Origin of the sequence: Paramicrobacterium agarici, from assembly GCF_002563955.1 — a bacterium.
GTDB lineage: Bacteria > Actinomycetota > Actinomycetes > Actinomycetales > Microbacteriaceae > Paramicrobacterium > Paramicrobacterium agarici.
Genome location: NZ_PDJE01000001.1, coordinates 15,541 through 39,617, shown reverse-complemented (window position 1 = coordinate 39,617; position 24,077 = coordinate 15,541). Strand labels below are relative to the sequence as shown.

Sequence of the window (24,077 nt, the reverse complement as noted above, 5' to 3'; positions counted from 1 at the left end):
GTTGTCACATCGGCATCCGGCATCATAGGTTTGATTCGCAGCGACGGTCACGAGGAGGCGTATGGCAGCGGGCGACGCGCGGCGGCGTGCGACGAACATGCGAGACGTCGCCAAGGCAGCAGGAGTCAGCCATCAGACCGTCTCGCGCGTCATCAACGACCATCCGAGTCTGCGCGACGAGACCAAGCGGCGCGTTCTCGAGGCGATGGCGACGCTGAACTACCGCCCCAATCGCGCGGCGCGCGCCCTCGTGACGAGCAGATCGCACACGATCGGCGTGCTCGCGTCGCACCGCTCGGAGTACGGACCCGCGACGATGATCGAGGGTATTGAGAACGCCGCGAAGGATCGTGGCTTTTCCGCGAGCACCGTCAATCTCGCGGGCGCTGACGACACGTCGATTCGGGCGGGTCTCGACCATCTCTTGAACCAGGCCGTCGACGGCATCGTCATCGTCGCCCCTCAGGTGCGCGTTCTCAACGCCGTTCACCTGCTGCAGCTCGACGTGCCTTTCGTCGCCGTGCATCAGCGAGACGACTCAGACCAGCATGTGATCGCCGTCGACCAGGTGGCGGGGGCGCGGCAGGCGACGAGACACCTCATCGAGCGCGGCCATCGCCGCATCGCGCACCTTGCCGGGCCGCAGGACTGGATCGAAGCGCGAGCGCGCACGCGCGGGTTTCTCGACGAGATGGCCGATCACGGTCTTGTCGCAGACGAGCCGATCGTCGGCGACTGGTCGTCGGACTTCGGCTACAGCGTCGGGCAGCGGTTGCTGGCTGACCGAGGCATCACCGCCGTGTTTTCGGGGAACGACCAGATGGCGCTCGGGCTCTTCCACGCACTGCGCGAAGGCGGACTCGACATTCCCCGCGATCTCTCCGTCGTCGGATTCGACGACATTCCCGAAGCGCGGCACTTCTGGCCGCCGCTCACGACCGTGCGCCAGGACTTCACCGAGCTCGGTCGCCGAGCGGTGTCGCGGCTCCTTGACGACATCGGCGAGGCGGGAAGCATGCCCATCGATACGATCGAGCCGCGGCTCATCGTGCGGCAATCCACGGCAGGGCTCTGATGACGCAGTTCCAGGCAGTGCTCGGCGGAATACCCGAGGCGCTCGAGGGTCACCGCATAGCGCCCGGAGGTGCCCCGAGCCCTCATCAGAGTGTCGCCGAGAACGTCATGCTCGGAATCGAACCGACGCGCCTCGGGTTCATCAGGCGGCGCGAGCTTGAGTCTCGCGCAGCAGAGCACCTCGCGGCGGTCGGGTGGACGGACGACGTGCGCTCTCCGCTGAGCGACTACAGCGTCGTTGACTGCCGTCGCGTGCAGCTGGCTCGCGCCGTTGCCGTCGCTCGTCTTCGCGGAGAACCTGCCGTGCTCATCGACGATACAGGCGAAGAGCTGTCGGAGTCCGAGACCGTGCGCTGGCAGCATGCCGTGTCCCTCGCCGCCGAGCGGATTCCCATCGTCATCGCACTCACAACGCTCGACGAGCTGAACCGCGGTGTCGAGAGCGTGCTCGTCAACCACGAGGGCAGGGTTTCCGGGCCATTCGACCCAACGGATGCTGTCGCCATAGCGTCCGCGCTCGGCATCGCCGCTGCCCAGCCCGCCGCGCCCGCACGCGTGCCGGGCGACGTGCTTCTCGAGGTGCGCCAACTGCACGTCATGCACCCCGTCCAGCGCGATCGTGTGATGTTCGACGACGTCTCGTTCACCGCACGCGCCGGCGCCGTCATCGGGATCTCGGGGGCGCACGCTCATGAGCTGCTCGCGAGTCTGAGCGGCCGGGGGTACGGCGAGATCACCGCGGGTGGCGTGTTCGCCTCGGGCGCCGACATCAGCGGGCTGACGCGCGACGCGTGCGCCGAGCGCGGAGTCGTGTTCACGACCGAGCATCCGCTGACCTACGAGGTGGGCTTTGTCGGCGGGGTTCCCAGCCGGGTCTCTGCCGAGCGGCTTCGAACTCTTGCGCGCACCGGCATGATCGATGCCGCGCGCGAGTACCGACCGGTCACGACGGCGTCGCTCCTCCAGGCAGTCGGCGTCGGCCGGCCGCCGTCGCGAGACCAATTCGATGGCATGCTCGATGCCCTGGTAACCGGGCCTGCGCGCATCGTGCTGATCGCTGAGCCTCTGCTCGGGCTCGGACCTGACGAGCGCGCCGAGAGGATCACGATGATCGATCGTCTCGCCAGCGCGGGCAAGGCCGTCGTGGTGTCGGGCGATGCGGTCGATGTCGCGGCGATCGCCGACGAAGCGCTCCTCGTCGTGCACGGGCGCATCCGCGCTGCTCTGACCGGGAGCGACGTCACTTCTGCGGGCATTGCGCAAGGCTTGCTTCTCTAGCGCGAGACCGCGAGCCGTTGCAGCATCCGGAATTTTGAGCGCTCACATTCCACCGATCTTCGCACCGCAGTCCGCTGCCGCTTGACGCGTTACCGGCGCGCTCCGTTACCTATTCGTAATGTTCGCGTCTTGTTCTGTCGCGATTGTGAGCGCTAACATTCTGGCAAGCACCGACGACCACGAATAGGTGCCAACGCGGCCACGATGGCCAGCTGAACAAGGAGGTTTAGTGTGAAGAAGTTTGTGACCGGGCTCGCGGCCGCTGGCGCAGTGCTGCTCGCTTTGACGGGATGCTCCGCGGCAGCATCCGGAGGGAGCGGCGGGGACAAGGCGCCGGAGGACATCATCGTCGGCTTCGCCCAGGTCGGTGCCGAGAGCGGATGGCGAACGGCGAACACCAAAGACGTCAAGCGGGCATTCGAGGACGCGGGAATCGAGCTGAAGTTCTCTGACGCGCAGCAGAAGCAGGAGAACCAGATCAAGGCGATCCGTTCGTACATCTCGCAGGGCGTCGATGTCATCGCGTTCTCACCCGTTGTCGAGTCAGGCTGGGATGCCGTGCTTCAAGAAGCGAAAGACGCCGGAATCCCCGTGATCCTGACCGACCGCGCCGTCGATTCCGAGGACGAATCGCTGTACATGACGTTCCTCGGCAGCGACTTCGTCGAAGAGGGGAAGAAAGCCGGAAACTGGCTCGTGGAAGAATACGCCGACTCCGATGATCCCGTGAAGATCATCCAGCTCGAGGGCACGACCGGCGCCGCTCCGGCGATCGACCGAGCCGAGGGTTTCGCCGAGGTGATCAAAGACGACTCCAAGTTCGAGATCGTCGCATCGCAGACCGGTGACTTCACGCGCGCCGGAGGCAAGCAGGTGACCGAGGCGCTGCTCAAGTCGAACCCCGACGTCGACGTGATCTACTCGCACAACGACGACATGGGTCTCGGCGCGATCGAAGCCATCGAAGAGGCGGGCCTCACCCCGGGCGAGGACATCAAGATCATCACCGTTGACGCCGTGAAGGACGGCATGACAGCCCTTGCCGAAGGCAAGATCAACTTCATCGTCGAGTGCAACCCTCTGCTGGGAGACCAGCTCGTCGACCTCGTGAAGAAGGTCGTCGCCGGCGAAGAGGTTGAAAAGCGGGTCGTCACAGAAGAGACGACATTCACCCAGGAAGAAGCCAAGGAAGTCCTTCCCGACCGCCAGTACTGATCACGCTGTGCCGGGTCCCGCACGGGGCCCGGCACGCTGTGACTCCAGAGGGAGAGAACCCGATGTCCACAGTGGAACCCATCGTCGAGATGTCTGACATCTCCATCAGCTTCCCCGGTGTCAAAGCGCTGGATTCGGTGAGCTTTCGCATGTTCCCAGGTGAAGTGCACTCGCTCATGGGCGAGAACGGCGCAGGAAAGTCGACACTCATCAAGGCACTCACCGGGGTGTATCGTCCCGATTCGGGAACGACGCTTCTTGAGGGGCGCGCCGTCAGCTTCGCGTCGACGGCCGCGGCTCAGGATGCCGGCATCTCAACGGTCTACCAAGAGGTGAACCTGCTTCCCAACCTGACGGTCGCCGAGAACATCGTTCTCGGCCGCGAGCCTCGCAAGGCCGGACGCATCGACTGGTCGGCACTCCGCTCGCAGGCCGCCGACGTGCTCGCGCGCATGGGAATCAGCATTGACCCGGGTTCGCTGTTGAGCTCGCACTCGCTCGCCGTGCAGCAGCTCGTCGCGATCGCGCGGGCAACCAGCATCAATGCACGCGTGCTGATCCTCGACGAGCCGACCTCAAGCCTCGACAACGACGAGGTGAAAGAGCTCTTCCGCATCATTCGCGCGCTCAAAGACGACGGCGTCGCGATCCTCTTCGTCTCGCACTTCCTCGATCAGGTCTATGAGATCTCCGACAGGCTCACCGTGCTGCGCAACGGCCGGTTCGAGGGGGAGTACCGCACAGATGAGCTGCTGCGCATCGATCTCGTGCAGAAGATGATCGGTAAGGAGATCACGGTTCTCGATGCCATTGACCAGCGCTCGTCGGACGACGCCGACGAGTCGCAGAACGCTGACGTCGCCGCGATCATCGACGCCAAGAACCTGGGCAGACGCGGCGCTGTTCAGCCCGCCGACATCAGTGTGCTCGAAGGCGAGGTGGTCGGCTTCGCCGGTCTGCTCGGTTCGGGACGCACCGAGCTCGCGCGCCTTCTCACGGGGATCGACCGTCCCGACACTGGAACCATCACGTTCGCCGGTAAGACCGTGAAGTTTCGAACACCGCGCCGGGCGCTCGCCGACCGCGTCGTGTACGCGAGCGAAGACCGGCGCGCCGAAGGCATCCTCGGCGATCTCAGCATCCGGGACAACATCGTTCTGGCCCTTCAGGCCGACCGCGGGTGGTTTCGGCCGATCTCGGCAAAGCGTCGTGCCGAGCTCGTCGAGAGCTATATCAGCGCCCTCGGCATCAGGCCGGCGAATCCGGATGCTCTCGTGCGCACGCTTTCGGGCGGAAACCAGCAGAAGGTGCTGCTCGCACGGTGGCTCGCCATCGCGCCTCGCCTTCTCGTGCTCGACGAGCCCACGCGAGGAATCGACGTCGGCGCGAAGGCAGAGATCCAGAAGCTCGTCGTGAACCTGGCAGAGAACGGCATGGGAGTGATCTACATCTCCGCAGAACTCGACGAGGTTCTGCGATTAAGCCATCGCGTCGCCGTCATGCGCGACCGGCGTCTCGTCGCCGTTCTCGACAACGACAACCTCACGACAGATGACGTGCTCGCCGTCATCGCCGACGGACGAGACCTGGAGGACGCATCGTGACCCTGCTCAAGCGCATCACATCGTCGACACTGTTCTGGCCCCTGGCGATGCTGGTCGCCCTGCTGGTGATCGACGTCATCGCGTTTCCCGGATTCTTCACGATTCAGATTCGCGAAGGCGCCCTGTATGGCAGCGTCATCGACATTCTGCGCAACGGATCGCCGACGCTCATGATCGCGATCGGCATGACGCTCGTCATCGCGACGCAGGGCATCGACCTCTCGGTCGGATCGGTGTGCGCGATTGCGGGCGCGGTCGCTGCGGCGATCATCCTTGGATCGCCGAATCCCGACAGCGTCGGGACGACGATCGTCGCGATCGTCACAGCGATCGCTGTGTCGTGCGTGCTCGGCGTCTGGAACGGTGCGCTCGTCGCGGTGATCGGCATTCAGCCCATCGTGGCCACGCTCATTCTCATGACGGCGGGGCGCGGCATCGCGATGCTCATCACCAAGGGGCAGATCATCACGGTATCGAGCGAGTCCTTCGGGTTTCTCGGCTCTGGCGTGATCTTCGGGGTTCCCTTCGCCGTGGTCGCGGCAGCTGTCACCGTCGCATTCGCGGGTCTGCTCACGCGCAGGACGGCACTGGGACTGTTCATCGAGTCGACGGGAATCAACCCGCGAGCCAGCCGTATGGCGGGAATCCGGGCGAGAGGACTGCTCATTCTCGTGTACGTCTTCAGCGCCCTGTGCGCGTGCGTCGCTGGGCTCATTCTGACGAGCAGCCAGACGGCCGCTGACGCCAACAACACCGGGCTCTTCATCGAGCTCGATGCCATTCTCGCCGTCGTGATCGGCGGAACATCGCTCATGGGTGGCCGCTACTCGTTGTGGGGCACGGTCGTCGGCGCCCTCGTCATTCAAACTCTCGTCACGACCGTGTACACGGTGGGCATTCCGCCGATCGTGACGATGGTCTTCAAAGCGGCCGTCGTCGCCGCCGTCTGCCTGCTGCAGTCACCGAAGACGGCCGAGTATCTGAACGCCTGGCGACGACGCCGGGCACTGAGCACGGAGGTCGCGTCGTCATGACTCTCACACGCAGAAGAAGCGAGTCCGCACCCGTGAACGCCACGCGTCCAAGCAGTGCGCTTCGCAGCATCCGGGATGCCTTCGCCAACCCCAAGTACGGACCGATCATCGTCACGGCCCTGCTGCTCGTGGGCATGTTCGCCTATGGCATGTCGCAGTACCGCGGATTCAGCAACCCGCAGATCGTCGTGAACCTGCTCATCGACAACGCGCACCTCGTTGTGCTCGCGGTCGGCATGACGTTCGTGATCTTGACCGCGGGAATCGACCTCTCGGTCGGCGCCGTGCTGGCGCTGGCCACCATGATGGCCGCTTCGCTCGCCCAATCGGGAGCGCCCGCGGGAGTCGTCATTCCGCTGATTCTGGTCTCGACGACCGTGCTCGGGCTGCTGGTCGGCGTGATGGTGCACTACTTCGACATTCAGCCGTTCATCGCGACGCTCGCGGCCATGTTTCTTGCGCGGGGTCTCTGCTACGTGATCAGCGCCAAGTCGATCTCGATCGATGCTCCATTCTTCACGGTGCTCGGTCAGACGCGCCTGCGCTTTCTCGGTCTGAGCGTCACTCCGAGCGTGATCGTCGCCGTTGCCATCGTGATCGTCGCCCTCGTCGTGCTGCGCTACACCCGGTTCGGGCGCACCGTCTACGCGATCGGCGGCTCCGAGGCATCGAGCAGGCTCATGGGCCTTCCCGTGGCACGCACGAAGGTGATCGTGTACGCGATCTCCGGGTTCTGCTCGGGGCTCGCCGGCGTGCTCTACACGTTCTACACGCTCTCGGGCTATGCGCTGACGGCGGTGGGCACCGAGCTCGACGCGATCGCCGCCGTCGTCATCGGCGGAACCCTCCTGACCGGAGGCTACGGCTCGGTGCTCGGCTCCGTGCTGGGCGTGCTCGTGCTGGGAACCATTCAGACGCTCATCACCTTCGACGGCTCGCTCACCTCGTGGTGGACCAAGATCTTCATCGGCGCGCTGCTGCTCATCTTCATCGTGCTGCAGAAGATCCTGACGCTGCGGCGTGGATAACCGGGTGATCGAGTCGCGCAGAGCACGGGCGAGACCCGGATGCTGTCGCGCCCCGCGATATTCTGAGCATGCGTGCCCGAACCTGGCCCGCCCGAGCACACGCAGCAGCTTCACCGACGAGGGGACGAGAGACAGGTGGTAGTCGCGGACGAAGGCAAGGCGCGCGCCGTGACCATCTTCGACGTCGCCCGGCTCGCGGGAGTGTCGCACCAGACCGTGTCGCGCGTGCTCAACGATCTGCCGAATGTTCGTCCGTCAACGCGCGAGCGCGTCGAGAAGGCCATCGCGCAACTGCGCTACACGCCGTCGCAAGCGGCACGGGCCCTCGTCACGCGGCGTTCGCGCACGATCGGCCTCATTCAAACGGGCGGACCCGACTACGGGCCGTCGAGCACGCTGCTCTACTTCAACGAGGCCGCGCGCGAGGCACGCTACGCGGTGAGCATCGCCAGCATGCTCGAGGCGGATGCCGCGGCGCTGCGCTCCGCAGCGGAACTGCTGCTTCGGCAGAACGTCGAGGCGATCGTGCTCATCGCCTCGACTGCGAAAGACGTCGCATCGCTCGCCCACGAAGAACTGGGTGTGCCACTCATCGTCGTCGCGCCGCACGAGGAAGGCTCCGCAGCATCCGTCGCGATCGACCATTACGCGGGAGCGCGCGCCGCCGTTGCGCACCTCGCAGAACTCGGACACGTCGACATTCGTCACGTCTCCGGTCCTGAGCAGTCCCTTGAGGCGCGCGAGCGAGTGCGCGGGTGGCGCGACGAGCTGTCGGCGCGCGGCCTCGTGGCCACCCCTGTGCTTACGGGGGACTGGTCGCCGGCGAGTGGCTACCTGCACGGGCAGTCGCTGCGCACCTCACCGGCGACGGCGGTTTTCGTGGCGAACGACCAGATGGCGCTCGGGGTCATTCACAGCTTGCGTGACGGTGGTCTCTCGGTGCCGGGCGATGTGTCGATCGTCGGATTCGACGACATTCCCGAGGCCGCGCACTTCTCGCCCCCGCTCACGACGGTCCGGCAGGATTTCGTCAGGCTGGGGCGCGACGTCATGGCCACAGTGCTTGCTCAGCTCGACGACGACGCCGAACTGCCGCGCACGGCGATCACGCCGAGCGTGATCGAGCGTGAGTCGACGCGCTCGCGTTCAGAGTAGCGGCGCGCGATCAGGCGTGAACCCAGACCTCGGTTCCCGTCTGGGCAAAGTAGTACATGTGCTTGGCTGCGGCGATCGTCATGTTGACGCAGCCATGGCTCATCATGGCGCCCGCTCCGAAGTTGTTGTGCCAGTAGGTTCCGTGGAATCCCTGGTCGCCATTGAAGTACGTGACCCACGGCACGTCCTTGGTGCAGTAGTCGTACCCGGGAACACAGCCCATGTCCTGCTGCGTAAGCTGTCCGTACACCGTGAAGTGGCCCTCGTCTGTCGGCGTTGACGGCTTGCCGATCGCGACAGCGTACGTGGCGACGACCTTGTCGTTCTCGTACATGATGACCTTGCCCGCGCTCTTGTCGACCTCGACCGTGCGGAAGAGCTCAATGGACTCTGCGGGGTCTGTGGTCACCTCGAGCTGGTACTTTCCGTTGCCCGACGCGAGCTGCTCGGCGTAGGCAGCGGCGATGCCGTCTGTGCCGTCGAGCTTCCAGCCGTCTTTGCCCTCCTGAATCGTGCGCAAGTGCGTACCGGCCGAATTCGTCACGATCTTCTCGTCGACGGCCTCGCGATTCACCTTCTCGGGAAGCGTCGCCACGACGGGCTCGATCGCGCTTGCGTCGGCGTACACGTGCACGGCGTCGTCGATGTTCTCGACCGTGAGCCACGAGGCGACGGTCGCTGGCTTGACTCCGACGACCTTCGTGTCGTCGACGTAGAACCCTGCCGTCGCGAGCATGGTGTTGAGCGACTCTGCTTCGGTCGTCGCGATTGCCGTCGTGATGGGGGGCTGAACCTCGTTGAAGGTGGCCGTCACCGTGATGTCGTCGTCCGTGCCTGTGCTGAGCACGCGCGAGAGGTCTGCGGCAAACGCGTCGAAGTCAAGGCCGACGCCCGGAACAGCATCGACGACCGTGTATGCAACGGCCTTGGCATCGTATGTGAGCGAAGCATTCTCGGGAATCGTGTAGACGTCGGGAGCGGCGTCGCGCAGCGCGTCGAGTGCGGCGTCGTCGTCAACGGAGATGGTCACGGGGACGGGGCCGGAGTTCCAGGTCGTGACGTTCCACAGGGGGCGCGAGTCGTGCGCGGAGGAGGCGACGGATGCCGCGTCGACGCTGAGCCCGAGCTCGGCACCCGTGAGCGTGACGCTGCCGGACTCGCTGGTGATCGTGATCTCGCTCGCGGCGAGCTGCTCTGAGACGGCCTCGGCGGCGAAGTCGGCGGTGTGCCAGCCGACCGTCGCGCCAGCGGCGCTCACTCCCGGGGCGATGAGCAGCACTGAGCTTGCAGCTGCGGCAGCGACGATGAGTCCGCCCGGAATTCCGATGCCGAGTCCCAAGCGCAGCCCCCGGCGCTTGCGTCTGGACTTCTTCGAGTCGTCGATCGACAGGGCAGTGGTGCCCTTTCCTGCCGAAGCTGTCATGTTCTATCCCCCAAATGGCGCGCCGCATGCGCGCGCAAGTGCCCCTCTATGGTAAGTGAGCGCAGCGCAGTGCCTGGGTATTCCGTATCACGAAGTGAGAACAATCACAGCGTTGTCTGCAAAGAAGCGCGATCCGCTGCCTGTCGCCACGGCGCCTGAATCAAGGATTCTTCGCCAAGGCGAGGCGAGGTCGCAGAAACATTGCGACACATGGCGACGGTCGGATTCGGTTCTGAAGTAGTTTCACACCATGCAGGGAGGATCACGCTCACACGCCTTTCCGGCGGGGATGGTACTGGGCTATCCCCGTCTCGGGCGCCGACGCGAACTCACTGCAGCGCTCACAGCGCACGCTCAGGGTCGGCTCAGCGTCGCTGAGCTTCGCGCTGAAGCAGACGCCATCCGCTCCGCCGCACGCGAGCGTCTCGTGCAGCTCGGACTGCAGCCTGCCGACTCGTCGATCCCCGAGTCGTTCTCGCTCGTCGATCATGTTGTCGATGCGGCGGTCGCGGTCGGCGCGATTCCGCGGCGCTTCGGCGAGGCGATCGATCCAGGCGGCGATGCGTCGACAGCATCCCTCATGCTTGCCCGTGGCACCGAGAACGCTCCGCCTCTCAACACGGCGGCGTGGTTCGGTTCGCTGTATCGCCACTTTGTGCCGGAAATCGGGCCTACGACGCGATTCATGCTCAACGCCCAGCAGTTCGTGCGCGATCTCAGCGAATCGCGTGCCGCAGGCTACACGACACGACCCGTGATCGTCGGGCCCGTCACGCTGCTGAGGCTGAGCACGGCCGACGCGGGCGCGCCCGTGGGCTTCAACCCGCTTTCGAGGCTTGCCGACGTGGTTCCCGTATACGCAGAGCTGCTGGCGAAGCTGCGGCACGCCGGAGCCGAGTGGGTGCAGCTCGACGAGCCGGCTCTCGTCGGCGAGGGGGTGTCAGAGCGCACTCTCGCCGCCGCACAGTCCGCCTACACCGCGCTCGGGGCAGCCGCCGGCAGGCCGCACCTCTTTGTCGCGACAGCGTACGGCTCTATCGGCGACGCGCTCGCCGCGCTTGCGCCGACGCGCGTCGAGGCGATCGGGGTCGACCTCGTGAGCGGCGAGCTGCCGAGCCGGCTCGACAACCTCACGCGCGCCCGCGTGGCCGAGAAGACCATCGTCGCCGGCGTCATCGATGGGGGCAATGTCTGGCGCGGCGATCTCGCGAGAGCGCTCGAGGTGGCCGCCGACGTCCGGCGGCTCACGCGCTCGGTCGCCGTGTCGACCTCGTCGAGCCTCATTCACGTTCCGCACGATGTGGCCAACGAGCCAGAGCTCGATGCGCGCGTCGCCCGCTGGCTCGCGTTCGCCGATCAGAAGGTCGAGCAGGTCGCGGTCGTGGCGCGGGGCCTCGCCCTCGGATCTGCGGCTGTCGCGAGCGAGCTGCGCGCAGCATCCGCCGCCCTCGGTGACCGCACATCTGCCCCCGGAGTCAGAGACGCCGCCGTGCGTGAGCGTGTCGCGACCGTCACCGCCGAGACGCGCACGAGAGTGCCATACACCGAGCGACGCGATGTGCAGCGCACGACACTCGGGCTGCCGCCGCTGCCCACGTCGACGATCGGGGCCTTTCCGCAGACCGACGAGATTCGCGCGGCGCGGGCGCGGTACTCGAGCGGCATCGACAGCGCAGAGAAATACGTGTCGGCGATGAAGCAGGCGATCGCCGACATCATCGCCGTTCAGGAGCATCTGGGCCTCGACGTGCTCGTGCACGGTGAGGCGGAACGTGCCGATATGGTGACGTTCTTCACCGAGAACCTCGAAGGATTCGAGCTCACGCGCAACGGCTGGGTGCAGACGACCGCAGGCGACTGCGTGCGGCCGGCCATACTGTGGGGCGACGTGTCGCGCCTTCGCCCCATCACGGTGGCCTGGACACGATACGCGCAGAGCCTCACGCGCAAGCCGTTGAAGGGGATGCTGACGGGCCCGGCGACGCTGCTGTCGCTGTCGTTCGTGCGCGACGATCAACCGCTCGCCGACACGGCCGAGCAGATTGCCCTCGTGCTGCGCGACGAGATCGCCGACCTCGAGCGAGCCGGACTGCAGATTGTGCAGGTCGACGAGCCCGCGCTCGCGGAACGACTCGCGAGCGGCTCGTCCGACCTCGGCAGCGACTGGGCCGTGCGGGCCTTCGTCTTGGCGACAGCGGGGGCCAGGCCGCAGACACAGGTGCACGCGCACGTGTGCACGTCGGATCCCGGTGCCGTTGCCGCTGCCATTGCGCGCCTCGACGCCGACGTCACGGGCTTTGAAGCGGGGCGAGCCGGCACACAAGGCATCGAGGGTCTCCGCGCCGCCGGCAGAGCAGAGCGTGACGTCTCGCCCGGTGTCTACGACGTACGCTCGCCCCGCATTCCCGCGGTCACCGAGATCGAGGAGCGCCTGGCCGCGGCGCTCGAGGTCGTTGGCGCAGACCGGCTGTGGGTGAGCCCCGACTGCGGTCTCTCGGCGCGCACGTACGCCGAGGCAACGCCCGCGCTCGGCAACCTCGTCGAGGCCGCGCAGCGCGTGCGGGCACGGCTCGCCGACCGGGCAGAAGCCACAACGCGCTAAGCGGCGTCGAGCCAGGAACGCAGCGTCGCAGCCTCTGCGGGCAGTAGCGCCGGGTCATCGTTCGGGAAGAACTCGAGCAGCGCGTCGGTGATGCGGGGGAAGGATGCCGCTCGCGCGAACACCCGCTGCCAGAGATCGTCGCGCTCAGAGAGCCGAAGCCGCTCGGCCATGGGCCACCACGAGAATACGTGAAGCGTCGACACGTGCGGAGCAATCGCGTCGAGCTCGGCCAGCGCGGCATCGTCGGTGGCGCCCTGCGTCGGCTGCCAATACGACGACAGCTGCGGCATGCCGACGCTCTCAAGAAGGGAGAGGGTCGATGCAGCGGTGTCGGTGAGCGTTCGGCCGTGGTACTCCAGCGCAAGCTCGATGCCCTGCGCGGCTGCCTGCCCGACAGCATCCCGAAGCCGGCTCGCGATGCGGTGGCGCTCGTGCTCGTCGGCCTCAGCGGAGCCGACCGACCCCGCCCAAACCCGCACACGCGAAGCTCCGGCCGCGACAGCCGAGTCGAGAAGCGGAGCGATGCTCTCGTCGTCGCCGCATCGGTAGTACCCGCCAAGAGACGCCACGGCGAGTCCTGCCGCGCGAGTGCGCTCGCCGAGGCGTCGCGCGGCCTCGCGGTCGCCGGGAACGAGGTGCTCGCCCTCTCCCGTTCCCCACTCGATCGACTCGAGCTCCGCGTCACGGGCGGCGGCGATGACCTCGTCGGTGCTCATCGCGCGGAACGTCACCGAGCACAGCCCGGCGCGAATGTGTGCTGTCACGAAACCTCCAGGTCGTGGAGCTGCCCGGTCAGATATGGTGCCACAGCTGCGTCGAACGCCGTTGCCGTGCGCGCGGCTGCCTCAGCAGCATCCGTGTCCCAGACCACCTGATTGAAGATCTCCACCTCGATGTCGCCCGCGTAGCCCGCGTCGTTGACCGCGCGCGTGATGCTGGCGAAGTCGATGACGCCGTCGCCCGGATAATGCCGGGCGAGCAGCACATCGGCGGGAAGCGGCGTCGCCCAATCGCACACCTGGTAGTTGGCGATGCGCCCGCTCGCACCCGCGCGCGCAACCTGCGAAAGCAGCTGCGGATCCCACCACACGTGGAACGTGTCGACGACGACGCCGACAGCGTCGGCCGGAAAGCGTTCGGCGATGTCGAGAGCCTGGCCGAGCGTCGAGACGACGGCCCGGTCAGACGCGTACATGGGATGCAGCGGTTCGATCGCGAGCTGAACACCGGATGCTGTCGCATGCTCGACGAGCTCGGCGAGAGCATCGCCCACGCGCTCGCGTGCCCCGGCGAGATCGCGGGAGCCGTCGGGAAGTCCGCCCGCAACCAGAACGAGCGCGGCCCGGGACCCCGGCGCCCCCGCAGCGGCCAGCGCGGCGGTCTCGTCGATCGCGACGCGGTTGTCGTCGATCGAGGCGCGGCGCACACCGCCCTCGGGCACCGTGAAGAACCCGCCGCGGCAGTGGCTCGAGACGCGCAGCTCCGATGCCTTCACGAGCTCGATGGCGCGAGCAAGGCCGACCTCCTGCACGGGCTCACGCCAGGTTCCGATGCTCGTGTAACCGGCATCGCGGGTGACGTTCAGCGCCGTCGCAAGGTCGGCGTACTTGATCGTCGCCTGGTTGAGCGACAGCCGTGGGTGCGTCATGCGGTGACTCCGTTCAGCGCGAGAAGCCCGTTCCAGCGGGCGGCGGCGAGTTCCGGACGCTCGAGCGCGCCCGATGCGTTGGCGAGGCGCACGATCTCGGAGAGGTGTGGCAGGCTGCGCGCCGACTGCAGGCCGCCCACCATCGAGAACGCCGGCTGGTGGCCGTTGAGCCACGACAGGAACGCGACGCCCGTCTTGTAGTAGAACGTTGGAGTGGCGAAGATCTGCCGCGAGAGCGCCTCAGTCGGCTCGAGGATGCTGTGGAAGCGCGCTGCGTCTCCAGCATCCAGCGCCTGAATCGCGGCGGATGCTGACGGCGCAACGGCCGCGAACGCACCGAGTAGCGCGTCGGAGTGCCCCTGCTCGTCGCCGGCGATGAGGCCGACGTAGTTGAAGTCGTCGCCCGTGAACATGGTGCATCCCTCGTGGAGCCGGCGCCGCACGGAGATCTCGGACTCCGCATTGAGAAGGCTCATCTTGATGCCGCTCACGCGTCCGCCGCTCGCTTCGATGATGCGCACCACCGTATCGGATGCCGTGCGCCAGTCGGACGCCCCGAAGTAGCCGCGCAGTTCGGGGTCGAACGCTTCGCCGAGCCAGTGCAGCACGACGGGCGTCGACGCGGCCTCGAGCACCGCGCTGTAGACGCGCTCGTAGTCGGCGGCAGACGAAGCGGCGCGTGCCAAGTGTCGGCTGCACATGAGCACGACGCCCGCGCCGGCATCCTCAGCGGTGTGCAGCTGCTCCGTGTAGGCGTCGATGATCTGCTCGATCGAGATCACGGCGTCGTCAACGTGATCGGTGTTGACGCCGACGACGAGAGCGCCGCCGACCGTCTCTGCTTCTGCGGCGCTGCGTCTGATGAGCTCACGCGTCGCGGCAGCATCCAGCCCCATATTGCGCTGGGCCGTGTCCATGGCGTCGGCGACTCCGAGCCCCCACGACCACACGTGGTGCCGAAAGGCGAGGGTGGTATCCCAGTCGATCTCTGCTGGCTGGCCCGGCGTGTTGTCTGCCCACGCGTGGGGAATGACATGGGATGCCGCAAAGGCGGTGCGCGCCGAGAGCGCGCTGCTCGGCTTGCTGTAGCCGGGCGCGGGGTTGACGGGCGCGGTGGTGACAGTGCCCGCCGCGTCGAGAAGGGTGAAGTCGGTCATCGTCGTCTCACAGCCTCACATCGGGAAGATCGATGCGCGCTCCCGTTGCCGAGCTCTTGAGGCCTTCTTCGGCGAGCAGCACGCCGCGCGCGCCCGAGAGAAAGTCGAAGTGGTTCGGCGCGTCTTCGAGCACGTGGCGCAGAAACTCCTCCCACTGCACTTTGAAGCCGTTCTCGAACACGTCGTTGTCGGGAACCTCGATCCAGTCGTCGTCGTAGTCGTGTGCGTCGGGGATGTCGGGGTTCCATACGGGTTTCGGGGTGGCGTTGCGCGGCTGAATCTTGCACCCGAACAGCCCGACGACGGCGCTGCCGTGGGTGCCGTCGACCTGAAACTCGACGAGCTCGTCGCGGTTGACGCGCGTCGTCCAGCTCGAGTTGAGCTGGGCCGTCACGCCGCCCTCGAGCTCGAACACCGCATAGGCGGCGTCATCCGCGGTGGCCGTGTAGCGCTCGCCGTTCTCGTCGACGCGCTCGGGAATCTCGGTCGTCGCGTGCGCGTACACCGATTTCACGCCGCCGAAGAGGTTCTCGAGCACGTAGTTCCAGTGCGGAAACATGTCGACGATGATGCCGCCGCCGTCTTCTGAACGATAGTTCCAGCTCGGACGCTGGGCGGGCTGCCAGTCACCCTCGAAGACCCAGTAGCCGAACTCGCCGCGCACCGAGAGAATGCGACCGAAGAACCCCGAGTCGATGTGCCGCTTGAGCTTGCGCAGGCCGGGAAGGTAGAGCTTGTCGTGCACCACGCCGTTCTTGACACCGGCGTCCTTTGCCAGGCGTGCCAGCTCGAGAGCGTCCTCAAACGATTCCGCCGTCGGCTTCTCGGTGTAGATCGCCTTGCCCGCGACGATCGCCTTCTTCAGCGCCGGCACGCGTGCTTTCGTCACGAGGAAGTCCGCGTAGATCTGCCACCGGTCGTCGGCGAGCGCGGCTTCGAGATCTGTCGTGTAGTCGGCAATGTCGTGCCGGCGGGCGATCTCCGCGAGCTTCGCCTCGCTCCGGCCGACGAGTAAGGGCTTCACCTGCACGCGCGACCCGTCAGACAGCATCACTCCGCCCTGCTCGCGAATCGCGAGAATCGAGCGCAGCAGGTGCTGGCGGTAGCCCATGCGCCCTGAGGCGCCGTTCATGATGATGCCGATCTCTGACACGTGGAGCTCTTTCTGTTCCGAGAATATGGGAAAGCGTTTACCCAGAGTGTAGAGCAGAATCGTTCCCGCGGCAATCGAGGCCGACGGTCCCCGAAAGCGAGTTGCAGAAAGTGGCGGCCATTTGCCGGGGAGAATCGCAGCCAGTTCCTGCAACTCACTTCAGCCCGGAAGCGGGCTTGACCGGCGTCGCGGCCCGCACGGTTCTGCACGCAGCGCGCTATGTGCGCGCGGGAGTGCTCTCTCGAATGAGCACCGTGCCGGTCACGGGGGCGGGGGAGTCGCCCGGTTCGTCGAGAAGCGCTTGCGTCACGGCGCTTCTGCCGATCTCCTCGAGGGGAATGGCGACGGTCGTCAGCGGCGGAGTCACGTCTCGCGCGGTTGAGATGTCGTCGAAGCCGGCGACGCCCACATGCTCGCCAGGAATGATGCCGGCGCGACGCAGTGCTGACATTGCTCCGACGGCCATGATGTCGCTCGTGGCGAAGATCAAGTCCACGTCTGAGAGACCGGATGCTGCGAGCTTCTCGCCCGCAGCGAAGCCGCCGTCTCGCGTGAAGTCTCCCCGGACCGTGGTGACGACGTCACCGCCGCCGCGACCGAACCCGCGCGTGAAGCCGCGCGCCCGATCCGTCGAGGTGATGAGACGGTGCGGCCCTGCGATGATGGCAACGCGCCGGTAGCCAAGCTCAGCCAACCGCTCGCCCAGTGCCGTCGCTGCTTCTTCATTGCCAATGCGCACGGTGTCGAACCCGAGCCCGCTTTGGCTCACGAAGACGACCCGGCCGCCCCCGGCGCGAAAATTTTCAAGCTCCGCAGACAATTCGTCGTCGCGCGTCGCGTCAGCAAACCGCGATCCGGCGAGCAGAATCGCACGCGGGCGCTGTCCTTTCAAGGCACGAACGGTCGTGAGCTCGCGGTCGGCGTCTCTGCCGGTCACCGCGACGGTCACAACGAGGCCTGCCTCCTCTGCGGCTGCCATCGCCCCGGCCGTGATGGCCGAGAAGTAGGGGTCGGCGATGTCGCCGACGAGCAGCCCCACGATGTTCGCGCGACCTTTCGCCATCGCCTGCGCCGAGAGGTTCGGCGCATAGCCGAGGCGCTGGGCGGCAGCCATCACGCGCTCACGATACGACTCCGCGACCTTGCGCACGCTGCCGTTGAGCACGCGCGACGCCGTCGCGAGCGAGACGCCGGCCTCAGCGGCAACGTCGTGCAGCGTGACTGACGACGACGGTTCCACGGCTGCTCCTCACGCCTCGGCGCACGCGTCGAAGACGCGCGGTGATGCAGACGAGTGTATTGCTTAGTTGCGGCGGTCGCCGCGCGCGAGAGCCCAGCTCGCGGCGAGTCCGAGCACTCCGCCGACAAGTCCGATCAGCCCGAGCACTCCCCACAGCACAGGTTCAATCGTCATTGCACACCCTTTCGATCGTGTCCCTCCATTGTGTCAGAGTCGCGCGGAGCGCGGCCTCACCGCATGCGCGCCACGCTGTCGGTCACGCGGCGGAACACAGAGGCCGTGATGTCGACGCCGGCCTCGCGCAGAGCGAGGACGGCCGAGCCGACGGCTCCGTCGGCGACGCGCACGATGGCGGGTTCGATTCCCTGCGCGGCGAGCCTCGCGGCAAACGTCTCGGCGAGACGTCCGGTCTGCGCGAGTACGCTTCCTCCGATCACGAGGGGGCCGTTCTCTGTATGCACGGCTTCGACCGAGTGGGCGAGCAGAGAGCCGGCCGACTCGAGGATGCCGCGGGACACCGCATCCTCTGGCTCGCTGAAGGCGAGGGGAGCGAACTGGGCAAGCTGCACGGGCCGCATGTCGTACAGCGCTGTGATCAGGCGCGGAAGCGCGGGCGACCGCCCCTGCACACGTGCGCCCTCCGTGCTGATGCCCAGTGCCTCGAGCAGGCGAGGCGTCAGCGCCGTCGACGGGCCGCGCCCATCGATGTCGGACATGACGGCGAGGGCGACGTTGTGCCCGATCCAGAACCCGCTTCCGGCATCGCCGAGAAGCCAGCCGAGACCGTCGCTCGTGCGGGCGATCTGGCCGTCTTCAACTCGAATGACCGCGGCGCCGGTTCCTGAGACGATCGCGTAGCCGAACGATGAAAATGTGCCCGAAAAATATGTTGCGAGAAGATCGGATTCCCACGCGACGGTTCCGGTGAAGTCGCGGTCGGCGAGCGGCTCGATCAGCCAGTCGCGCGAATCGTCAGCGCTTCCGCCGGCCATCGCCGCCACGATCACGCTGACGTCAGAGAGTGTGGCATTCGCGCGGGTCAGCGCACTCTCGATCGCGTCGAGAATGGCGGAAGATGCGCCGATTTTCCCCGATGAGATGGGGTTTCCTCCGGAGCTTCGCGCATAGCCCACGCACTCGCCGTCCGTGGTGACGACGGTGGCGCGCGTCGACGTTCCGCCCGCATCAAGACCGATCTGAAGCATGTTCGTTACCCATTCGTGACACCTTGTGAGTTGACCTTAGCTCGCAATAAGAATAGTTTTCATACAAATCTCCCAACGGCGAGCGGATTTTTCATGACGGCAATGGTGTCACAGGTTTCACGCGACGACGGACGCATGTCCGTCTCGACTCGCGTGCAGGCAAGCCTGCCAGACATGCCGGCCGCCATGGTCAAGATCGCCGAGGTTCTTCTCGAGACGCCGTCAGCGCCGATCGATCTGTCGATCACCGAGCTTGCCGAGCGAGCCGGCACGTCAGCGGCGACCGTTACCCGCTTCTGCAAGGTCATCGGCTATTCCGGGTACACGCAGTTTCGGGTCGGCGTCGCGTCGGACATCGGCCGCGGCGACGCTCATGAGTCCTGGCGGGCAGACATCGGGCGCGAGTTTCACCCCGAAGACACGGCGCGCGAGGTTGTGCGCACGCTCCTCAACGAGCACGTTCGCGCCCTCGAGACCACGGCAGGCCTCGTCGACCTCGACGAGGTGCAGAGCATTGCACGCGCGATCGCCACGTGCCGTCACCTCGACATCTACGGCATCGGCGGCAGCGGAATCATGGCCGAAGAGCTGCAGGCGCGTCTGTACCGCATCGGGGTGAGCGCGCACTACTGGCAGGAGGTGCACGGCGGCCTCACGAGTGCTGCCCTCCAATCGAAGAACTCGGTGGCGATCGGAATCTCGAACTCCGGCCGGACCGATGAGACCATCCAGATGCTGTCACAGGCAGCATCCGCTGGTGCCTTCACCGTTGCCATCACGCACGAGGACTCGTCGCCGCTCGCGAATGTCGCTGACGTCACGATCGGCACAGCAGCTCCCGACCCGTACCTGCAGCCCGACGACCTCTCGGCAAAGCACTCGCAGCTCATGGTGCTCGACCTCATTTACCTGCTCGTCGCGCAGGAGAGCTTTGCCGACACCGCCACGCGGCTCGCGGCATCCGCCATGGCCGTGTCGGGGCATCGGCGGCCGCAACGCCCATCTCAGACCAAGAACCGACCGAGCCTGCGCATCAAGGAGCCAAGCGAATGACCGTGACACCAACCGATTTTCTGACCCAGGCGACGACGCGGCTCACGAAGCTGGCGGCGGATGCTGAGGCGGGCGGCCTCGACCGGGCAATCGAGCTCATGGTCGACGCCATTCGCGCGGGCGGAGTCGTGCAGGCGTTCGGCACGGGCCACTCCGAAGCGTTTGCGATGGAGATCGCGGGCCGCGCTGGCGGACTCATCCCGACGAACAAGATCGCGCTGCGCGACGTCGCCCTCTACGGATCTCGACGCCCCGAGGAACTTGCTGGGTCGAACCTCGAACGCGAGTCGTCCGTCGTCGACGAGCTCTTCGACGTGTCGCTCACGGGGCCGAACGACGTTTTCATCATCGCGTCGAACTCGGGCGTGAACGGCTCGATCGTCGGCGTCGCGCTGAAGGCGAAGGAGCTCGGTCGCCCCGTCATCGCGGTCACGAGCCTCCAGCACACCGCGGCCGTCGAGCCGAAGCACCCGAGCGGAAAGCGCCTGAGCGAGATCGCCGATGTCGTCATCGACAATCTCGCGCCCTACGGTGACGCCACACTCGAGATCGGCCACGGAGTGAGCTCGGGAGCGATCTCGTCGATCACCGCCGCGTTCATCGCCCAGCTGCTGACGATCGGCGTCGCGCAGAAGCTCTCTGAGTCGGGGGACGTGCCTCCGATGTATATCTCGGCGAACATCCCTGGAGGTGACGAGCACAACCATGCACTGGAGGATCTGTATCGCGATCGGATCCGCCGCAGCGCCTGACGGCGCAGGGCCGAGTCACAGCATGAGAACTCGGCACATCGCAATCCCTAACCACCCCCATATTGGAAGGTAGACACCACGATGAACATCGAAAACGTCTCTGTGAATCGCAGGAACATCCTGCGTGGAGCGGTTGCAGCAGCGGTGCTGATTCCGTTCTCCACGACTCTCGCCTCGTGCGCCACCGGCGGTGGCGGCGGTGGCGGCGGTGGCCCCAAGGGCGAGGTCACCGCAGACAACCCGTTTGGCCTGGCGACGGACTCGAAGATCGACTCCGTCATCTTCGACGGCGGCTACGGTACTGACTACGTCGAGTACGCGGCGAAGATCCTCGAGAAGCAGCACGACGGCGTAACGGCCAAGGTCTCCGCGTCGACGAAGATCTCGCAGGAGCTGCAGCCGCGATTCGTCGGCGGCAACCCGCCGGACCTTGTCGACAACTCGGGTGCGGACTCGATCGGCTTCAGCACGATCATGGATCAGATCGAGGACCTCACCGACGTCATCGACGCGAAGAATCTCGAGGGCGACACGATCCGCGACACCCTCTACGCGGGCGCGCTCGACCCGGGAACGTTCGGCGACAAGTTCGCGGCCGTCAACTACGTCATGACGATCTACGGCGTCTGGTACTCCGCGAGCCTCTTCGAAGAGAAGGGCTGGGAGGTTCCCACGACCTGGGCCGATCTCAAGGACCTCGGCGCGAAGGCGAAGGAAGACGGCAAATACCTGTTCTGCTGGGGCAAGGAAGCTGCGACGTACTACCAGACGATGTCCATCGGAGCCGCGATCAAGCAGGGTGGAGACGAGGTGCGTCTCGCTCTCGAGAACCTCGAGGAAGGATGCTGGTCGAAGCAGGCGATTCAAGATGTCTTCACCGCCTTCAAGGAGATCATCGATGCCGGCTACATGAAGCCGGGCGGTGCCGGAACGCAGTTCACCGCTGCTCAGGCGCAGTGGAGCAACGACCAGGCGGCGATCCTCTACCCCTCGGGCTCATGGATTGAGAACGAGATGAAGGACCAGACCAAGGAAGGCTTCGAGATGAAGGGCTTCCCGACCCCCGCTCTCGATGAGAACGCGAAGATGCCGCCCGAGGCTGTGCGCGCCACGGCGGGCGAGCCGTTCATCGTGCCGTCGCAGGCGAACAACGTTGCCGGAGGCAAGGAGCTCCTGCGCGTGATGCTCTCGAAGGACGCGGCGACGAACTTCGCCAAGACGAAGCTCGCACCGACCGTCGTCAAGGGTCTCGTTCCCGAGGACGGCTTCGGTTCGACCGCGCTCGTATCGCAGACCGACATGCTCGATGCCGCTGGTGAGAACATCTACAACTGGAAGTTCGTCGACCTCTACGGCATGAACTCCGACCAGCTGACGCTGTGGAACCAGTTCCTTGCCGGCAAGATGAGCGTTGCTGATCTGACGGCCGGGCTGCAAGAAATCACCGACAGAGTTCGCAACGACGACTCCATCGACAAGGTGGAAGTCAAGTGACAGCGGCCGGTGCCGATCCGGGGCGCGCCATAGCGGCGACCCTGGGCAAGCCGGGGGGCGGAAAGGCCCCCCGGCGGCGCCGGCGCAAGCTCACGTTTGACTACGTCAGCTTCATGGTGGTGTTTCTCGGGCTCCCGCTCGCGATCTTCATCATCTTCGTGATCTCGCCGTTCGTCCAGGCCGCCTATTACTCCCTTACCGACTGGTCCGGATTCTCGCAGACGATGAATTTCATCGGAGTGCAGAACTACATCAAGCTCTTCCAGGACGGTCAGTTTCTCACGGCGATGGGGAACAACATCTTCCTTGCCATCGTCGTCCCTTTGATCACCCTCTCGCTGGCGCTGCTGTTCGCGACATTGATCACGGTTGGTGGACCGAGTCACGGTCAGACACGTGGACTGCAAGGATCCAGCTTCTATCGCGTCGTCTCGTTCTTTCCGTATGTGATTCCCGGAATCATCATCGGCCTCATGTGGGCGCAGATTTTCGGACCAGAAGGACTCATCAACGGGTTCCTCCAGATGTTCGGCCTCGACATGTTCGAGTCGTTCCCCTGGCTCGGCGACGAGCGCACGGCGATGGCGGTCTCCGTGTTCGTCATCATCTGGGGGTTCGTCGGCTTCTACATGGTGCTGTTCATCGCGTCGATCAAGGGCATTCCGGGCGAGATCTTCGAGGCCGTGCGCCTTGATGGCGCAGGTCGCTTCCGGACGGCCATATCGATCACGATTCCCCTGATCCGCGACAACATCCAGACGGCGTACATCTACGTCGGCATCATGGCGTTGGACGCCTTCGTGTACATGGCGGCCCTCAATCCGAACGGCGGCCCGGCCAACTCGACGCTCGTGATGTCGCAGTATCTGTTCGAGATGGCGTTCTCGCAGGGCAAGTTCGGCTATGCGAGCTCGATGGGTGTCGTCCTCGCGGTCATCACCCTGATCTTCGCCGCCATTGTGTTCACCGTGAACCGGCTTGCCGGAGGCAAAGATGACGGAGGCCGTCGATGACTCACATCACTGAGACCCGAAAGCAGACGGTGAAGCCGGAGGATCTGGCTCGTTCGCTGCGCAAGACGAAATTGAGCAAAGGCGACCGCACGGTCGGCACTGTCTCTCACGCGATGCTCATTCTCTGGTCGATCATCGTCGTGGTGCCGATGCTGTGGACGCTCATGACGTCGTTCAAGACGACGCGCGAGATCTTCGCGTCGCCGTTCTCCCTGCCCGCAGAGTGGAACTTCGACAACTACGTCTCTGCGTGGACCGAGTACGACATCGGCGGCATGTTCCTCAACACCGTTCTCGTCGTTGGCTCTGCGCTGATCATCGTCATGGTTCTGGGTGCCATGTGTGCCTACGTTCTCGCGCGATTCACCTTCCCCGGCAGCAAGGCGATCTACTACCTGATGCTCGCCGGACTCACCTTCCCGATCTTCCTCGCGATCGTTCCGCTGTTCTTCATTCTGCGGAACATGGGACTGCTGAACACGCTTCCCGGATTGACGCTGACTTACGTGGCCTTCGCGCTGCCGTTCACGGTGTTCTTCCTGTTCGCGTTCTTCAAGGGGCTACCAGACGAGATTCAAGAGGCCGCGTACGTCGATGGAGCGGGCGAATGGCGCACGTTCTTCCAGGTGATGCTGCCGATGGCGAAGCCCGGAATGGCTTCGGTCGCGATCTTCAACTTCCTCGGGCTCTGGAACCAGTTCCTGCTGCCGATCGCGCTGAACACCGACAAGAGCAAGTACGTGCTCTCGCAGGGGATGGCCTCGTTCGCATCATCCGCGGGGTATGCCGTCAACTTCGGGGCGCTTTTTGCCGCTGTCATCATCACGATCACGCCCGTGCTGATCGTGTACGTGATCTTCCAGCGTCAGCTGCAGGGATCTGTCTCGCAGGGCACCATGAAGTAAGTCCGTTGGAGCCGCTGACGCGCTGAGGGCCCCGCTTCGTTGGA

The 24,077-nt window shown here is 65.6% G+C and carries 20 protein-coding genes; 13 read left to right on the top strand and 7 right to left on the bottom strand.

What is annotated here, in order from left to right; translation table 11 throughout:
- The first annotated feature begins 61 nt into the window (after positions 1 to 61).
- The 7 genes from ATJ78_RS00170 to ATJ78_RS00140 all read left to right on the top strand — a co-directional run bounded on the left by ATJ78_RS00170 (position 62) and on the right by ATJ78_RS00140 (position 8,388).
- Positions 62 to 1,075: a LacI family DNA-binding transcriptional regulator gene (locus ATJ78_RS00170; RefSeq protein WP_098405768.1), complete on the top strand. Its 1,014-nt coding sequence runs from the start codon at positions 62 to 64 to the stop codon at positions 1,073 to 1,075.
- On the top strand, positions 1,075 to 2,352 hold the full coding sequence (locus tag ATJ78_RS00165; protein ID WP_098405767.1) for a sugar ABC transporter ATP-binding protein: 1,278 nt from the start codon (positions 1,075 to 1,077) through the stop codon (positions 2,350 to 2,352). Before ATJ78_RS00170 ends, ATJ78_RS00165 begins: the two co-directional genes overlap by 1 nt.
- Before the next feature lie 231 nt (positions 2,353 to 2,583).
- Complete coding sequence (locus ATJ78_RS00160) at positions 2,584 to 3,567, top strand: ABC transporter substrate-binding protein (RefSeq protein WP_098405766.1); 984 nt, start codon at positions 2,584 to 2,586, stop codon at positions 3,565 to 3,567.
- Between the two features lie 62 nt (positions 3,568 to 3,629).
- The gene (locus tag ATJ78_RS00155; RefSeq protein ID WP_098405765.1) at positions 3,630 to 5,171 is read left to right on the top strand and encodes a sugar ABC transporter ATP-binding protein; all 1,542 of its coding nucleotides are present in this window, start codon (positions 3,630 to 3,632) and stop codon (positions 5,169 to 5,171) included.
- The gene (locus ATJ78_RS00150) at positions 5,168 to 6,205 is read left to right on the top strand and encodes an ABC transporter permease (RefSeq protein ID WP_245836143.1); all 1,038 of its coding nucleotides are present in this window, start codon (positions 5,168 to 5,170) and stop codon (positions 6,203 to 6,205) included. Before ATJ78_RS00155 ends, ATJ78_RS00150 begins: the two co-directional genes overlap by 4 nt.
- Entirely contained in the window at positions 6,202 to 7,233 is a 1,032-nt protein-coding gene (gene yjfF, locus ATJ78_RS00145) for a galactofuranose ABC transporter, permease protein YjfF (RefSeq protein ID WP_098405764.1), read from the top strand. The genes ATJ78_RS00150 and yjfF overlap by 4 nt, the downstream gene beginning before the upstream one ends.
- A 168-nt stretch (positions 7,234 to 7,401) precedes the next feature.
- Positions 7,402 to 8,388 carry a LacI family DNA-binding transcriptional regulator gene (locus ATJ78_RS00140; protein WP_211288399.1) on the top strand — a complete coding sequence of 329 codons (987 nt, stop codon included), beginning with the start codon at positions 7,402 to 7,404 and terminating at the stop codon, positions 8,386 to 8,388.
- A gap of 10 nt (positions 8,389 to 8,398) precedes the next feature.
- Here the strand turns inward: ATJ78_RS00140 and ATJ78_RS00135 are convergent, their stop codons facing one another.
- A complete protein-coding gene (locus ATJ78_RS00135; RefSeq protein WP_098405762.1) occupies positions 8,399 to 9,811 on the bottom strand; it encodes a L,D-transpeptidase family protein in 1,413 nt (470 codons plus the stop codon).
- A 250-nt stretch (positions 9,812 to 10,061) separates the two neighbouring features.
- Here ATJ78_RS00135 and metE point away from each other — a divergent pair, with 250 nt between their 5' ends.
- On the top strand, positions 10,062 to 12,413 hold the full coding sequence (gene metE / locus ATJ78_RS00130; protein ID WP_098405761.1) for a 5-methyltetrahydropteroyltriglutamate--homocysteine S-methyltransferase: 2,352 nt from the start codon (positions 10,062 to 10,064) through the stop codon (positions 12,411 to 12,413).
- On the opposite strand, the gene ATJ78_RS00125 is transcribed toward metE, so the two are convergent.
- From ATJ78_RS00125 to ATJ78_RS00100, 6 genes are all read right to left on the bottom strand, one after another.
- Entirely contained in the window at positions 12,410 to 13,177 is a 768-nt protein-coding gene (locus ATJ78_RS00125; RefSeq protein ID WP_245836142.1) for a sugar phosphate isomerase/epimerase family protein, read from the bottom strand. The two genes, metE and ATJ78_RS00125, sit on opposite strands and share 4 nt — an antisense overlap.
- Positions 13,174 to 14,061 carry a sugar phosphate isomerase/epimerase family protein gene (locus tag ATJ78_RS00120; RefSeq protein ID WP_098405760.1) on the bottom strand — a complete coding sequence of 296 codons (888 nt, stop codon included), beginning with the start codon at positions 14,059 to 14,061 and terminating at the stop codon, positions 13,174 to 13,176. Before ATJ78_RS00120 ends, ATJ78_RS00125 begins: the two co-directional genes overlap by 4 nt.
- Positions 14,058 to 15,218, bottom strand: a complete 1,161-nt coding sequence (locus ATJ78_RS00115; RefSeq protein WP_098405759.1) for a dihydrodipicolinate synthase family protein — start codon at positions 15,216 to 15,218, stop codon at positions 14,058 to 14,060. Before ATJ78_RS00115 ends, ATJ78_RS00120 begins: the two co-directional genes overlap by 4 nt.
- A 7-nt stretch (positions 15,219 to 15,225) precedes the next feature.
- The gene (locus ATJ78_RS00110) at positions 15,226 to 16,371 is read right to left on the bottom strand and encodes a Gfo/Idh/MocA family protein (RefSeq protein ID WP_098409098.1); all 1,146 of its coding nucleotides are present in this window, start codon (positions 16,369 to 16,371) and stop codon (positions 15,226 to 15,228) included.
- A gap of 217 nt (positions 16,372 to 16,588) precedes the next feature.
- Positions 16,589 to 17,611, bottom strand: a complete 1,023-nt coding sequence (locus ATJ78_RS00105; protein ID WP_098405758.1) for a LacI family DNA-binding transcriptional regulator — start codon at positions 17,609 to 17,611, stop codon at positions 16,589 to 16,591.
- A 230-nt stretch (positions 17,612 to 17,841) separates the two neighbouring features.
- On the bottom strand, positions 17,842 to 18,816 hold the full coding sequence (locus ATJ78_RS00100) for an N-acetylglucosamine kinase (protein ID WP_098405757.1): 975 nt from the start codon (positions 18,814 to 18,816) through the stop codon (positions 17,842 to 17,844).
- Between the two features lie 102 nt (positions 18,817 to 18,918).
- Between ATJ78_RS00100 and ATJ78_RS00095 the strand changes: the two genes are divergently transcribed.
- The 5 genes from ATJ78_RS00095 (at position 18,919) to ATJ78_RS00075 (ending at position 24,033) form a co-directional block, all read left to right on the top strand.
- Positions 18,919 to 19,869, top strand: a complete 951-nt coding sequence (locus ATJ78_RS00095) for a MurR/RpiR family transcriptional regulator (protein WP_098409097.1) — start codon at positions 18,919 to 18,921, stop codon at positions 19,867 to 19,869.
- Complete coding sequence (locus tag ATJ78_RS00090; RefSeq protein ID WP_098405756.1) at positions 19,866 to 20,621, top strand: sugar isomerase domain-containing protein; 756 nt, start codon at positions 19,866 to 19,868, stop codon at positions 20,619 to 20,621. The genes ATJ78_RS00095 and ATJ78_RS00090 overlap by 4 nt, the downstream gene beginning before the upstream one ends.
- Positions 20,622 to 20,702: 81 nt before the next feature.
- Positions 20,703 to 22,115 (top strand): N-acetylglucosamine/diacetylchitobiose ABC transporter substrate-binding protein, encoded by a 1,413-nt coding sequence (gene ngcE, locus ATJ78_RS00085; protein ID WP_098405755.1) that lies wholly within the window; start codon positions 20,703 to 20,705, stop codon positions 22,113 to 22,115.
- A gap of 113 nt (positions 22,116 to 22,228) precedes the next feature.
- Complete coding sequence (locus tag ATJ78_RS00080; RefSeq protein WP_098409096.1) at positions 22,229 to 23,128, top strand: carbohydrate ABC transporter permease; 900 nt, start codon at positions 22,229 to 22,231, stop codon at positions 23,126 to 23,128.
- Positions 23,129 to 23,241: 113 nt separating this feature from the next.
- The gene (locus ATJ78_RS00075; protein ID WP_245836359.1) at positions 23,242 to 24,033 is read left to right on the top strand and encodes a carbohydrate ABC transporter permease; all 792 of its coding nucleotides are present in this window, start codon (positions 23,242 to 23,244) and stop codon (positions 24,031 to 24,033) included.
- The last annotated feature ends 44 nt before the right edge of the window (positions 24,034 to 24,077 follow it).

What these genes read in the sequence shown, in the direction of transcription:
- ngcE (WP_098405755.1), top strand. Translation starts at nt 20,703, where the DNA reads ATGAACATCGAAAACGTCTCTGTGAATCGCAGGAACATCCTGCGTGGA.
- ATJ78_RS00165 (WP_098405767.1), top strand. Translation starts at nt 1,075, where the DNA reads ATGACGCAGTTCCAGGCAGTGCTCGGCGGAATACCCGAGGCGCTCGAG.
- ATJ78_RS00100 (WP_098405757.1), bottom strand. Translation starts at nt 18,816, where the DNA reads ATGCTTCAGATCGGTCTTGATGCGGGCGGAACGTCGACGCGCGCCACC.
- ATJ78_RS00170 (WP_098405768.1), top strand. Translation starts at nt 62, where the DNA reads ATGGCAGCGGGCGACGCGCGGCGGCGTGCGACGAACATGCGAGACGTC.
- ATJ78_RS00115 (WP_098405759.1), bottom strand. Translation starts at nt 15,218, where the DNA reads ATGACCGACTTCACCCTTCTCGACGCGGCGGGCACTGTCACCACCGCG.
- ATJ78_RS00090 (WP_098405756.1), top strand. Translation starts at nt 19,866, where the DNA reads ATGACCGTGACACCAACCGATTTTCTGACCCAGGCGACGACGCGGCTC.
- ATJ78_RS00095 (WP_098409097.1), top strand. Translation starts at nt 18,919, where the DNA reads ATGGTGTCACAGGTTTCACGCGACGACGGACGCATGTCCGTCTCGACT.
- ATJ78_RS00155 (WP_098405765.1), top strand. Translation starts at nt 3,630, where the DNA reads ATGTCCACAGTGGAACCCATCGTCGAGATGTCTGACATCTCCATCAGC.
- yjfF (WP_098405764.1), top strand. Translation starts at nt 6,202, where the DNA reads ATGACTCTCACACGCAGAAGAAGCGAGTCCGCACCCGTGAACGCCACG.
- metE (WP_098405761.1), top strand. Translation starts at nt 10,062, where the DNA reads ATGCAGGGAGGATCACGCTCACACGCCTTTCCGGCGGGGATGGTACTG.
- ATJ78_RS00080 (WP_098409096.1), top strand. Translation starts at nt 22,229, where the DNA reads ATGGTGGTGTTTCTCGGGCTCCCGCTCGCGATCTTCATCATCTTCGTG.
- ATJ78_RS00120 (WP_098405760.1), bottom strand. Translation starts at nt 14,061, where the DNA reads ATGACGCACCCACGGCTGTCGCTCAACCAGGCGACGATCAAGTACGCC.
- ATJ78_RS00135 (WP_098405762.1), bottom strand. Translation starts at nt 9,811, where the DNA reads ATGACAGCTTCGGCAGGAAAGGGCACCACTGCCCTGTCGATCGACGAC.
- ATJ78_RS00075 (WP_245836359.1), top strand. Translation starts at nt 23,242, where the DNA reads ATGCTCATTCTCTGGTCGATCATCGTCGTGGTGCCGATGCTGTGGACG.